Source organism: Mesorhizobium sp. USDA 4413 (assembly GCF_056280365.1).
In genome coordinates, this window is sequence record NZ_JBVPRP010000001.1 from 4,212,255 (window position 1) to 4,224,785 (window position 12,531).

Genomic DNA, 12,531 nt, shown 5'->3' on the forward strand with positions numbered 1-12,531 from the left:
TTTTGGAGCAATTCCGGACGGAAAACCGCTTCACACTTTTCGCGGAATTGCTCTAAGGAGTTCGGCATGCGCGACATTCTCGAAGACCTCGAAGCCGGAAAATTGCTTTCCGATCCCGATCCGGTGCGGCGCGCCCAGATCCAGATGAAGACACCGCTGCCGAAGCGTTTCTACAAGGCCGTTTCGGTTGTCCCGGTGGAAAACGGTTTTGCGGTGCATCTCGACGGCCGGCCCGTGCGCACGCCGGGCAAGGCCGTGATGGTGCTGCCGACCGAAAAGGCTGCAGCACTGGTGGCCGATGAATTCAGCGCCCAGACCGAGGTCATCGATCCCGTGACGATGCCCGTGATGCGGCTCGTCAACACCGCCATCGACGGCGTCGCCTCCGACCCGCAGGCGGTGCTGGAGGATGTGCTGCGCTTCGCCTCGTCCGATCTGCTCTGCTATCGCGCCGACAGTCCGCAAGGCCTGATCGACCGTCAGAACAAGCTCTGGGATCCGGTGCTCGATTGGGCACGCAGCAGCCTCGGGGCGCGCTTCAACCTCGCCGAAGGTGTCATCCATGTCGAGCAGCCGCGCGAAGCGATCGCCATCCTCGGCGCGCATCTTGGCCAGCGCTCCGAGCCCATGCGGCTGGCCGCCATCCATGTCATGACGGCACTGACCGGTTCGGCGCTGCTGGCTTTGGCCGTCGATTTCGGCGAGATCGACGCCGAGGAGGCTTGGGCCGCGGCCCATGTCGACGAGGACTGGCAGATCGAGCATTGGGGCCAGGACGCCGAGGCGATGGCACGTCGCTCGGCCCGCAAGCGCGACATGATGGCGGCGGTCAGCCTGCTCGAGGCGCTGCAAGGCTAAAGCAATTCCCAGGGCAGCGGCTTTCCGTCCAAGAATTGCGCGAAGCTTGAGCCATCCCACAAGCGTCGCGCCGCTCTCGCAGCGCACCTAATACCAAAGTCATAATCCCATCGTCGCGGTGCCTTTCGTCCGCCCTTTCTGTCATTTTTTCCTTCGTTGGCTGCTTTTTTCGAGTCCGCGTTCGCAGGTGCGCGGACGCTGGCGCGCAACCATCGAGGACAGACGGGATCCACGGGAGGATACATCAATGGCAATGGCATCGACTGCCGGCGGAACAAGCCGCGGCATGACGCGGGAGGAAAAGAAGGTCATCTTCGCCTCTTCGCTCGGTACCGTGTTCGAGTGGTACGATTTTTATCTTTACGGCTCGCTGGCCGCATTCATCGGCGCGACCTTCTTCAGCCCGACCATCCCCGAAGCGACGCGCAACATCTTCGCGCTGCTGGCCTTTGCGGCCGGCTTCCTTGTCCGTCCGTTCGGCGCATTGCTGTTCGGGCGCATCGGCGACCTCGTCGGCCGCAAATACACTTTCCTCGTCACTATGACGATCATGGGCCTGTCGACATTCCTGGTCGGCCTTTTGCCCGGCTATGCCAGCTGGGGCATCGCGGCGCCGGTGATCCTGATCGTGCTGCGCATGCTGCAGGGGCTGGCGCTCGGCGGCGAATATGGCGGCGCCGCAACCTACGTCGCCGAGCATGCGCCTGACGACCGCCGCGGCTTCTACACCTCCTGGATCCAGACCACGGCGACGCTCGGCCTGTTCCTGTCGCTGGTCGTCATCCTGATCGTGCAGGGCTCGCTCAGCAAGGAAACCTACGCGGCCTGGGGTTGGCGCATTCCCTTCATCGTTTCCTTCCTGCTGCTCGCCATTTCGATCTGGATCCGGCTGTCGCTTTCGGAATCGCCGACCTTCCAGCGCATGAAGGAAGAGGGCAAGGGCTCCAAGGCGCCGCTGTCGGAAGCCTTCGGCCAGTGGAAGAACGCCAAGATCGCGCTCCTGGCGCTGCTCGGCCTCACTGCCGGCCAAGCGGTCGTGTGGTACAACGGCCAATTCTATGCGCTGTTCTTCCTGACGAACGTGCTGAAGGTCGACGCGCAGTCGGTCAATATCATGATCGCGATCGCGCTTGCGGTCGGTTCGATCTTCTTCGTCGTGTTCGGCTGGCTGTCCGACAAGATCGGCCGCAAGCCGATCATCATGGCTGGCCTCGCGCTCGCCATCGTCTGCACCTTCCCGCTGTTCAAGGCGCTGACCTGGGCCGCCAATCCGGCGCTGGCCACCGCCCAGCAGAACACGCGCGCTACGGTGACGGCGGCTCCCGGCGACTGCAGGTTCCAGTTCAATCCGGTCGGCACGGCGAAGTTCACGACATCCTGCGATATCGCCACTTCGTTCCTGACCAAGAACTCGGTGCCTTATGACGTCGTGACGACAGCCGCGCCTGGGACTGCGGCCACCGTCAAGATCGGCAACGAGACGGTGGAATCCTATGACGCCGTCGCCGCCGGCGATCAGGCCAAGGCCAAAGAGGCCGCCTTCCAAAAGGCAGTCAACATGTCGTTGCAGGACGGTGGTTATCCGCTGAAGCGCGCGGCGGCCAAGGTGCCGGACCAGAAGCTTGACGCCTTCATTGCGGCCAATCCGGAACTGAAGCTCGATGCCGCGGCGATCCGCGGCGGCGAGAAGACGACCGTTCCGGTGGACAAGGCGATCGCAGACAAGTTGCTGACCAAGGAGGAAGCGGCCGGCGCGCCCGAGATCACCGTCTATAACATCCCGGGCGGCGGTCCATTCGCCATGGTTGCCGACCCCGCCGCCGTGAACTGGCCGCTGACGATCGGCATCCTGTTCATCCTGGTGCTGTTCGTCACCATGGTCTATGGGCCGATCGCCGCGATCCTCGTCGAGATGTTCCCGACCCGCATCCGCTATACCGGCATGTCGTTGCCTTACCACATCGGCAATGGCTGGTTCGGCGGCCTGCTGCCGGCAACGGTGTTCGCGCTCAGCGCCTATAAGGGCGATATCTACTACGGTCTCTGGTACCCGGTGATCATCGCGGCGATGTCGCTCATCATCGGCATGATCTTCGTCAGGGACACGCTCGGCACCGACCTCCACGCCAAGGAGTGACCTCGGTCATCCGCTCAAACAAAAGCCCGGCGCGAGCGATCGCGCCGGGCTTTTTTCGTTCCTGAACTCAAAGAGGCGATCAGCTCTTACGCTGCTGGTTCTCTTCCTCGATCGCCGCTTCGTGGTACCAGCCGTCGAAGTCGGCCAGTTCGCCGCGAAGCGCTGCAAGCTCTGCTGCGAATTTAGCCTTGGCGCCTAAATTTGAGGCAGACTTGCGTGCTGCAAGCGGGAACATCAGGATTTTTGCCGACGGACGCGATGGCGTAACTTGCACTGCCGATCCTCCTTGTCTTTCCAGGAGCGTCTCGATTCACCTTTCCACCAAGATAGGTTCTGCGATTCCTTTAGGCAATATGCCTACGAAAAGATCATCTTATGCACATTATTTGAGCAACATCGGTCGCTGAACGATCGGGACGCATTGCTGAGGCGGCTCAGGAAAATCAACGCTTTGCCCTGACCATTTTGCCGCACCCCGCAAGATCGGAGTGGCATACGATTTGCTTTTTAACCATCGGCAGGCCGGCTCGGTCCGGCCATGCGTCGATGCCGTCATGGCAGCGTCCAAGCAACGAGAGGCACTGGAATGACCAAATACAAGCTCGAGTATATCTGGCTCGACGGCTACACCCCGACCCCCAATCTGCGCGGCAAGACCCAGATCAAGGAGTTTGCCGAGTTCCCGACGCTCGAGCAGCTGCCGCTGTGGGGCTTCGACGGCTCCTCGACGAACCAGGCCGAAGGCCGCAGCTCGGACTGCGTGTTGAAGCCGGTGGCGGTTTATCCGGATCCGGCCCGCACCAACGGCGCCCTCGTCATGTGCGAGGTCATGATGCCCGACGGCGTCACGCCGCACCCGTCGAACAGCCGCGCGACCATCCTCGACGACGAGGACGCCTGGTTCGGCTTCGAGCAGGAATATTTCTTCTACAAGGACGGCCGTCCCCTCGGCTTCCCGGAAAGCGGCTATCCGGCCCCCCAGGGCCCGTATTATACCGGCGTCGGCTACAAGAATGTCGGCGACGTCGCCCGCCAGATCGTCGAGGAGCATCTCGACCTGTGCCTCGCCGCCGGCATCAACCATGAAGGCATCAACGCCGAAGTGGCCAAGGGCCAGTGGGAATTCCAGATTTTCGGCAAGGGCTCCAAAAAGGCCGCCGACCAGATCTGGATGGCGCGCTATCTGCTGCTGCGCCTGACCGAAAAATACGGCATCGACATCGAGTTCCACTGCAAGCCGCTCGGCGACACCGACTGGAACGGTTCGGGCATGCACTGCAACTTCTCGACCAAATACATGCGCGAAGTCGGCGGCAAAGCCTATTTCGAGGCGCTGATGGCGCAGTTCGAGAAGAACCTGATGGACCACATCGCCGTCTACGGTCCGGACAACGACAAGCGCCTGACCGGCAAACACGAGACCGCGCCGTGGAACAAGTTCTCCTACGGCGTCGCCGACCGCGGCGCTTCGATCCGCGTGCCGCATTCCTTCATCAAGAACGACTACAAGGGTTACCTGGAAGACCGTCGCCCGAACTCGCAGGGCGACCCCTACCAGATCGCCTCGCAGGTCCTGAAGACGATCTCGCAAGTCCCGACCGACGCGAAGGTCTCGGCTGCGGCCTGATCCCTTATCGGTGCGGGCCCGAAGGCCTGCGTCAGCCTATGGAAAAAGCCCCGGTGGAAAGGACCACCGGGGCTTTTTCGTGAAGGTCGTGCCAGCCCCATTGCGGCTTCCATGCATTTGGCCACGAAAAAACCCCGGCTTGCGCCGGGGTTCTTTTTTGTCGGAAACGCAGTCGCTTAGACCGAATAGTACATGTCGTACTCGACCGGATGCGGGGTCATTTCGAAGCGCATGACTTCGGCCATCTTCAGCTCGATATAGGAGTCGATCTGGTCGTCGTCGAAGACGCCGCCGGCCTTCAGGAAGCCGCGGTCCTTGTCGAGGTTCTGCAGCGCCTCGCGCAGCGAACCGCAGACGGTCGGGATCTTCTTCAGTTCCTTCGGCGGCAGATCGTAGAGATCCTTGTCCATAGGCTGTCCCGGATGGATCTTGTTCTTGATGCCGTCGAGGCCTGCCATCAGCATGGCGGCAAAGCCGAGATAGGGGTTTGCGCCCGGATCGGGGAAGCGGACCTCGACGCGCTTCGACTTCGGCGAGGAGCCGAACGGAATGCGGCAGGAAGCCGAACGGTTGCGCGCCGAATACGCAAGCAGCACCGGCGCCTCATAGCCAGGCACCAGACGCTTGTAGGAGTTGGTCAGCGGATTGGTGAAAGCGTTGATCGCCTTGGCGTGCTTGATGATGCCGCCGATATAATAGAGGCAGGTCTCCGACAGGCCGGCATATTCGTTGCCGGCGAAGGTCGGCTTGCCGTTCTTCCAGATCGACTGGTGGACATGCATGCCCGAGCCGTTGTCGCCGAACACCGGCTTCGGCATGAAGGTGGCCGTCTTGCCGTAGGCATTGGCGACCTGGTGCACGACATATTTGTAGATCAGCATCTTGTCGGCGTTGCGCACCAGCGTGTCGAACTTGATGCCGAGCTCGTGCTGGGCGGCGGCAACCTCATGGTGATGCTTCTCGACGCGCACGCCCATCTCGGCGAGCACGGTCAGCATTTCGGAGCGCATGTCCTGGCAGGAATCGATCGGCGGCACAGGGAAATAGCCGCCCTTGATGCGCGGACGGTGGCCGAGGTTGCCGGTCTCGTAATCGGTGTCGTCGTTGGACGGCAGCTCGGTCGAGTCGAGGCGGAAGCCGGTGTTGTAGGGATCGGCCTTGTATTTGACGTCGTCGAACACGAAGAACTCTGCTTCCGGGCCGACGAAGACCTGGTCGCCGATGCCTTCGGATTTCATATAGGCTTCTGCCTTCTTGGCGGTGCCGCGCGGATCGCGGTTATAGGCCTCGCCCGAGATCGGATCGAGGATGTCGCACAGGATCACCATGGTCGACTGCGCGAAGAACGGGTCCATGTGGACGGTGTCGGTGTCGGGCATCAGCACCATGTCGGACTCGTTGATCGCCTTCCAGCCGGCGATCGAGGAGCCGTCGAACATGACGCCATCGGCGAACATGTCTTCCTCGACCTCGACGACATCCATCGTCACATGCTGCAGCTTGCCTCGCGGATCCGTGAAGCGCAGGTCGACGAATTTTACGTCGTTGTCCTTAATCTGCTTCATGATGTCTTTGGCTGTCGTCATGTCATTTCTTCCCTGTGTGATGACGTCCGGAATGGGTTGAAGGTCAGATGGCGTCGATGCCGGTCTCGCCAGTGCGGATGCGCACGACTTCCTCTACGTTGGAGACGAAGATTTTTCCATCGCCGATGCGGCCGGTCTGCGCCGCCTTGCGGATGGCCTCGATGGCCCCTTCGACGGCGTCGTCGCCGAGCACCACCTCGATCTTCACCTTGGGCAGGAAGTCGACGACATATTCAGCGCCGCGATAAAGCTCGGTATGACCCTTCTGGCGACCGAAGCCCTTGGCCTCGGTGACCGTGATGCCTTGCAATCCGGCCTCCTGAAGCGCTTCCTTCACTTCGTCCAGCTTGAATGGCTTAATGATCGCTTCGATCTTTTTCATGTAAAAAGTGGCCTCCACTGCCAAGAAGACGGGTTGTGTGCCCCGCTTGCGCCTCCATCAAGCACGAACTGTGCCAATCGTGAGGAGTGCAGGCGGCGAGGGGTGTTTTCGAGCCCATGCCGCATACGGATACAAATTCGCGTCATCCGCTGCATCGGATGCGTCATGGACGCCCAAAGCCTATACATCGCTCCTCCTCAGGTCTGCGCAAAAAATGGGCAAACGGCGCAATTTGCAGGCAGAATCCTCCCGTATGCCATCGCATGTGCAGGATAATGCCGCGATCGCACTGGTTTGCTTCGAACCGAAAACTGGACAATGCTTGATCGCATGGAGATCGGCAATCCCATGCGCAATGAACTTCTATCGTCGGCCGAAATGGCCGAGGCCGACAGACTGGCGATCGCGGCCGGACCGCTCGACGGCTATGGATTGATGCAGCGCGCCGGCGAGGCGGTCGCTGCCGTCGTGATGGGGCGCTACCCTGGCGCGAAGAAGGTGCACGTGCTGTGCGGCCCAGGCAACAATGGCGGCGATGGCTATGTCGTGGGGCGGCTGCTGGCCGAGGCCGGCGTCGATGTGGCCCTGTGGGCATCGGGCAAACCGCGGGCAGGCAGCGACGCCGCGCTCGCGGCGGCTGACTGTGCCCCGGAACGGCGCCCGCTTGCGGCCTTCACCGCGGAAGCCGGCTCGCTGGTCGTCGACGCGATCTATGGCGCAGGCTTGTCGAAACCTCTCACCGGCGACGCCAAAGGCGCGGTCGACATCGTGACGGCGATGAACCTGCCGGTTGTCGCGATCGACCTGCCTTCGGGCGTTTCCGGCGAAAGCGGCGAAGTCCTGGGCTCGGCATTTCGCGCGGCGCTCACGGTGACCTTCGCGCGAAAGAAGCCTGGGCACCTGCTTCTGCCCGGCCGCGAGCGATGCGGCGAGGTCGTGTTGGCCGACATCGGCATTCGCGACGAGATCATCGACGAGATCGCGCCGCAAGCCTTCGAGAACCTGCCCGGGCTCTGGATCCAGAACTTTCCCGCGCCGGCCGTCGACACGCATAAATACAGGCGCGGCCACACCAGCGTCTTTTCGGGCGGACCGTCGGCGACGGGCGCGGCGCGCCTTTCAGCGCTTGCGGCCGCAAGAAGCGGGGCAGGGGCCGTCACCGTGCTGTCGCCTGCCAACGCCATGCAGGTCAATGCGGCGCATCTGACCTCGATCATGCTGCGCAAGGTCGATGCGGTCGAGGACGTGCATGACCTTATCGGCGATCGCCGGCCGTCCGCCTTCGTCCTTGGCCCCGGCTTCGGCATCGGCGACAAGGCGCGCGATTTCACGCTCGCCGTGCTCGCCAAGAACCGCCGGGACGGCGTCGAGGGCCTCGTGCTCGACGCCGACGGCATCACCTCTTTCCGCAATGCGGCCCCGACGCTGTTCGAGGCCGCCGGCAGGCCGGACGCGCCGGCCTTGATCATGACGCCGCATGAGGGCGAGTTCGGCAGGTTGTTTGCGGACATTGCCGACAACAAGGCGCTGTCGAAGCTGGCCAAGGCGCGCCAAGCCGCACAGCGCGCCAATGCCGTGATCGTCTATAAGGGCGCCGACAGCGTGATTGCCGCGCCCGACGGCCGCGCCGCGATCAACGGCAACGGCGCGCCCTGGCTTGCCACCGCCGGTTCAGGCGACGTGCTGGCGGGCATTATCGCCGGGCTTCTCGCGCAAGGCATGCCGCCCTTCGAAGCGGCTTGCGCGGGAGTCTGGATCCATGCCGAAGCCGGCAGTCGTTTTGGGCCGGGTTTGATCGCAGAGGACCTGCCTCTGGCCATCGTGCCTGTTCTCAGCGAACTGACGCAGAGCGCTGTCCGATGAAACGGCTGGGGTTCATGATTGCGGTCCTTCTCCTGACGGCTTTCGCCGCGCAATCGGCGCGCGCCGATCGACCGGTCACCATCGTCGACGATCCGAGCCTGCTCGCTACGCTCGACGCCAACGGATATGGTTTCGCCGGTCTCTTTGGCGTCGACGGCAAGGATGAGCTGAAATCCCTCTACGACTCCGCACCGGCCTACCACGCCATCGTCGACACCGTGGCCGCCGACGTCGCCGCGCTGCGCGCCGACATGAAGGCCGGCGGCCGCACCCTCTACGAAGTGACCGACGGCAATGTCGGCCGCATCATCGACATGCGCTGGCTGAAGACGAGCGCCGCGCGCTTCCGTCTGGTCGGCGTCGTCAACCGGCTCGACCGGCGCGATTTCGCAGCATTTGGCAGCGAGACGAACTGCGGCGAGGTGAGGTTCATCTATCGCCTCGCATATTCGTTCAAAAAGAACGGCAAGCAACTGGCCTCGCGCCTGCCATTCAACTTCAGCGCCATATATAGCGTCGCTCCGGACGCCGACGGCGGTTGCACAGGCGCTGCCGGCCTCTGGAAGCCGCAGCTCGACGAAACGGTCGATGCCGGCTGGCTGACTGGCGGGCCGCTCGAAAAGGCTTCGCTATCCTTCAAGCAGCTCGAGTTCAACGCGCAGGTGGTGCGCTTTCCTTCCGGCCAGGAAACCGAATTCGGCGGCCAGGCCGCTTACCTGATGCGCATCTTCAGCATCGACGGCGCGACGGTCGGCGAGAAGCCGTTGGAAAATACACCCGACACGGCTCGGCTTGGGCAGGATGCGGAATTGAAAGCCCGGCTTGCCGACTATGTTCGCGCCAATGCCGCGGCAGTCGATCTCGGCGTCTACGAAATTCCCGATGAGTTCCTGGCCCGGAAAGTCATCTCCTGGTCGACCTTCGGCAGCGCGAGGCAAGCCAATCACCCGTTCACGCCCTTGTTCGATCCGAAGGACTTCGCCGGGCTCGACTACTCGAAATTGTCCCTGCTGCGCACACCGGAAGCCCTGGTCGAGCGGCTCGACAACGGCGCCTGCCAGGGCTGCCATCAGGCGGGTTCGACCGCCGGCTTCCATTTCATCGGCCTCGACGATGCCACGACCTCGCCGCTCAACCGTCTCGAGGTCGGCATCTCGCCGCATCTCCATGCGGAGATTCCGCGCCGCGAGGCATGGCTGCAAGCGACCGCCGAGGGCAGGGAGCCCAACCGTTTTCGCCCGCTCTCCTTCGCGCCGCCCGCTGCTTGGAAGGACACTGGCGAGATCGCCTATGCGCCGGCCGAACCGGCGATGCCATGCCTGATGCCGGAAGACGCAAGCCGCTTCGGCGGCACCTGGGAATGCGGCGCCGGCACGGTTTGCACGCCGATCGCGACGGCTTCGGGGGTGAAGACCAAACTGGCGCAATGCCTGCTGCCGAAAGACAGTCCGGCGATGTTTTCCGGCCATCCTTGCCTTACCGGCGGGATCGCCAGCAACGCGGCGCAGCCTTTCAACGACCGCTACAAGATCACCGGCCAGTTCGCCGCTCCTGCGCCGGCGATCTCGCGCACCGCCTATACCTGCCGGCCGCCTAAGATCGGCGTGCCGGGTGGCTTCGCCTATCGTGCCTGCGACGACAAGGATCGCGCCTTCGCCGCCTTCAAACCGGGCAAGCCGATGCCCAGCGAAATCTGCGGACTGGTCGGGGGCAAAAAGTTCGACATCTGCGTGGCCACCAACAATTTCGACCAGTGCCTCGGCGGCGCCGTCAATCGCGGCAACCGTCCAGCCTGCTCGGCCGACCATTTCTGCCGCGAGGATTATATGTGCCAGTCACTGCCGGCGGACACGCCGGGCGCGGCCAAGGTCAAAGGCATAGGCTTCTGCTCACCGACCTACTTCATTTTCCAGATGCGCATCGACAATCACGCCACGCCATGGGCGACCGCGGCCCGTGCGAGCATGGGTGCCGGCTTTGGCGCGGCAGCCGAGGAATAAAGGTCAGGCGAATTGCGGCGCGTGTTTTCGGATCGCCGCCGCCAGCGCTTCGCGAACCCTGTCTTCGCTCACGGCGCGCGTGCTCTCCACCCAATCCGGCGTCGAAATCGGCGGTTCGAGAAAGATCACCTGTTCGTTTACCGGGCCGTGCACATAGGCGCGGTTCGTGCCGTATATGAGCACACACGGGCCGCCAAGCGCCCCGGCGGCATGAGAGATGCCGCCATCGACGCCGAGAAAGATGGTCGAGGCCGCGATCTGGCACATGGCCTCCGCAATATCGGGTGTCGCGGTGAAATCGACTGCCATGGGCAACTGAGCCTTGATCTCGGCCGCAGCCTGCCGCTCGCGCGGCCCGCCGATCAGCCAGACCGACCAATCTCGGGCAATATAGTCGCGCGCAATCGAGACGAAGCGCTCCATCGGCCATGAGCGCTTGTTGGCAAAATCGGACGTATAGAGGGCAATCGCCGGTTTCGCCGGGTCGATCCCGTTGCGCTGGCGCCAGCCGGCAAGCTCCTCGGCGGAAACGACAAGCTGCGGCGCCGGCAACGGTAGGTCTTCGGCCGGTCTTTTGCCGAGACGTGCGATTGCACAGACCTGTTCCACCAGCCGCGTCTTGCGCGTACCGAAGGCCACCATCGATTTCAGCCAACCGGCGGGCAGTCGGTTGACTATGCCGAACTGGAACTCGCGCGGATAGCCGATGCGCTCCGGTATTCCGGCCAGCCACGGCACCAGCGAAGCCTTGGTGCTGCTGGTGAGCATATAAGCCGCCTGGTAATTCTCCTTGCGGATTTCGCGCGCCAAGCCAGCCCGCTCCTTCAGCCCCGGCTTCCAGTGCTTTTCCGCAATCCAGACCTTACGGACATGCGGCATCAGCCGCGCCAGCGGCGCGGCAATCCTCGAGGTGATGATATCGACCGGCTGGCCTGGGAATCTTTCGGCGATGATCCGGATGGCCGAGTGACAGCGGATGAAATCACCGATCGCCGGCAGGCAGAAAACCAGGATGGGGCGCAATGCGCGAAACCTTTTCGATCCGGAACGGCCACCTTTGACAGGGGACACCTGCGTGATGTCTCACGGAAGCGCTTCGCCATCAAGAATACGGCGGTAGAGCCCGAGATAGGCTTTGGCGGCCTTCTGGATCGGAAACCGGTCTGCCGCGGATTCGCGGCATCTTTGCGCCGACAAACCGGCGATTTCACCGAAACCGCGCGCGAACTCCTCATCCGTGTCGAAGAACCGGCCGGTGTCCGCATCGACGGTTTCCGGCAGCGCACCGCGTGCCGTGGTCAAGACCGGCGTGCCGCACAGCATGGATTCGACCGGCGCATTGCCGAAAGGCTCTTCCCAGGAAATCGGGTTCAGAAAGGCCTTGGTCTCGCCCAACAGGCGCACCTTCGGCTCGCCGTCGACCATGCCGTGGTAGCGGAAGCGCGGCGACAGGCTCTTGAAGAACACGCCCTCGCGTCGCGTCTTGCTGCGGCCGAGCAGCTTCCAGCGCGAGCCGCCGGCGATATCGAGTTTGAAATCGTACTTTTTCGCCAGGTCCACCGCCCGGTTGAGGCCCTTTCCGGCCCGCGCGATGGCCGCCATGAAAAACAGATGGTCGTTCTTCGTCGCGGCCAGGCGATAGGCATCCACCGGAAAGCCGTTGTAGACGAAGGTCTTGCGGCCATGCAGCTCGGCATGGCGGGCACTGATGAAGCTCCAGTTCGGCTGCGGCCTTGGATAGTCCGGCAGATGGCCGCGCTCGGTATTGAGCGTCGGAAAAGGAACCTCGACCTTCCAGGCGTGGAGATGGACGATGTCGGTGTCCTTGGGCACGGCCGCGCGGCACTCGTCATTGGTCACCGCGTGGCGGACCTCGCACATCGGATGCGACGATCCCGGGCCGGCGATCAATGTCACCCGATGCCCCATCTTGACCATTTCCGTGGTCAGCCATTCGACCTGCCGCTGGATGCCGCCATAGCCTTTGCACGGTATAAGGCCCTGGGCCGCAAGCGTTATTCGCATTTCGTCTCCGCGCCCATGTTAGCGGTTGTCGTTTTCGGCGGGTGGAGGTCTTT

At 62.9% G+C, this 12,531-nt stretch carries 10 protein-coding genes; 5 read left to right on the forward strand and 5 right to left on the reverse strand.

The genetic code is table 11. From position 1 onward, the window contains the following. The first annotated feature begins 66 nt into the window (after positions 1-66). A complete protein-coding gene (locus ACVMIM_RS20600) occupies positions 67-858 on the forward strand; it encodes an ATP12 family chaperone protein (protein ID WP_476114195.1) in 792 nt (263 codons plus the stop codon). A 247-nt stretch (positions 859-1,105) separates the two neighbouring features. Next, positions 1,106-2,995, forward strand: a complete 1,890-nt coding sequence (locus ACVMIM_RS20605; protein ID WP_476114197.1) for an MFS transporter — start codon at positions 1,106-1,108, stop codon at positions 2,993-2,995. Positions 2,996-3,074: 79 nt separating this feature from the next. Here ACVMIM_RS20605 and ACVMIM_RS20610 read toward each other — a convergent pair whose 3' ends face one another. Beyond that, positions 3,075-3,269, reverse strand: coding sequence for a DUF2735 domain-containing protein (locus ACVMIM_RS20610; protein ID WP_476114199.1), 195 nt, complete (start codon positions 3,267-3,269; stop codon positions 3,075-3,077). A gap of 312 nt (positions 3,270-3,581) precedes the next feature. Between ACVMIM_RS20610 and ACVMIM_RS20615 the strand changes: the two genes are divergently transcribed. Then, positions 3,582-4,622 carry a glutamine synthetase beta-grasp domain-containing protein gene (locus tag ACVMIM_RS20615; protein ID WP_040994661.1) on the forward strand — a complete coding sequence of 347 codons (1,041 nt, stop codon included), beginning with the start codon at positions 3,582-3,584 and terminating at the stop codon, positions 4,620-4,622. 176 nt (positions 4,623-4,798) lie between these two features. Here the strand turns inward: ACVMIM_RS20615 and glnA are convergent, their stop codons facing one another. Next, entirely contained in the window at positions 4,799-6,208 is a 1,410-nt protein-coding gene (gene glnA, locus ACVMIM_RS20620) for a type I glutamate--ammonia ligase (RefSeq protein ID WP_278048419.1), read from the reverse strand. A gap of 43 nt (positions 6,209-6,251) precedes the next feature. Then, positions 6,252-6,590 carry a P-II family nitrogen regulator gene (locus ACVMIM_RS20625; RefSeq protein WP_040994665.1) on the reverse strand — a complete coding sequence of 113 codons (339 nt, stop codon included), beginning with the start codon at positions 6,588-6,590 and terminating at the stop codon, positions 6,252-6,254. Positions 6,591-6,938: 348 nt separating this feature from the next. Between ACVMIM_RS20625 and ACVMIM_RS20630 the strand changes: the two genes are divergently transcribed. Together ACVMIM_RS20630 and ACVMIM_RS20635 are read left to right on the forward strand one after the other, a co-directional pair. Beyond that, entirely contained in the window at positions 6,939-8,453 is a 1,515-nt protein-coding gene (locus ACVMIM_RS20630; protein ID WP_476117312.1) for an NAD(P)H-hydrate dehydratase, read from the forward strand. 14 nt (positions 8,454-8,467) lie between these two features. Beyond that, positions 8,468-10,453, forward strand: a complete 1,986-nt coding sequence (locus ACVMIM_RS20635; protein ID WP_476114201.1) for a hypothetical protein — start codon at positions 8,468-8,470, stop codon at positions 10,451-10,453. 3 nt (positions 10,454-10,456) lie between these two features. On the opposite strand, the gene waaF is transcribed toward ACVMIM_RS20635, so the two are convergent. Both waaF and ACVMIM_RS20645 read right to left on the reverse strand, forming a co-directional pair. Further along, the gene (gene waaF, locus ACVMIM_RS20640) at positions 10,457-11,476 is read right to left on the reverse strand and encodes a lipopolysaccharide heptosyltransferase II (protein WP_476114203.1); all 1,020 of its coding nucleotides are present in this window, start codon (positions 11,474-11,476) and stop codon (positions 10,457-10,459) included. A 60-nt stretch (positions 11,477-11,536) separates the two neighbouring features. Then, complete coding sequence (locus ACVMIM_RS20645) at positions 11,537-12,478, reverse strand: glycosyltransferase (protein ID WP_476114204.1); 942 nt, start codon at positions 12,476-12,478, stop codon at positions 11,537-11,539. Positions 12,479-12,531 lie beyond the last annotated feature (53 nt).

Excerpts from the sequence above, each read along its gene's own strand:
- ACVMIM_RS20645 (WP_476114204.1), bottom strand. The coding sequence starts at position 12,478 with ATGCGAATAACGCTTGCGGCCCAGGGCCTTATACCGTGCAAAGGCTAT.
- ACVMIM_RS20615 (WP_040994661.1), top strand. The coding sequence starts at position 3,582 with ATGACCAAATACAAGCTCGAGTATATCTGGCTCGACGGCTACACCCCG.
- ACVMIM_RS20635 (WP_476114201.1), top strand. The coding sequence starts at position 8,468 with ATGATTGCGGTCCTTCTCCTGACGGCTTTCGCCGCGCAATCGGCGCGC.
- ACVMIM_RS20625 (WP_040994665.1), bottom strand. The coding sequence starts at position 6,590 with ATGAAAAAGATCGAAGCGATCATTAAGCCATTCAAGCTGGACGAAGTG.
- ACVMIM_RS20605 (WP_476114197.1), top strand. The coding sequence starts at position 1,106 with ATGGCAATGGCATCGACTGCCGGCGGAACAAGCCGCGGCATGACGCGG.
- ACVMIM_RS20600 (WP_476114195.1), top strand. The coding sequence starts at position 67 with ATGCGCGACATTCTCGAAGACCTCGAAGCCGGAAAATTGCTTTCCGAT.
- glnA (WP_278048419.1), bottom strand. The coding sequence starts at position 6,208 with ATGACGACAGCCAAAGACATCATGAAGCAGATTAAGGACAACGACGTA.
- ACVMIM_RS20630 (WP_476117312.1), top strand. The coding sequence starts at position 6,939 with ATGCGCAATGAACTTCTATCGTCGGCCGAAATGGCCGAGGCCGACAGA.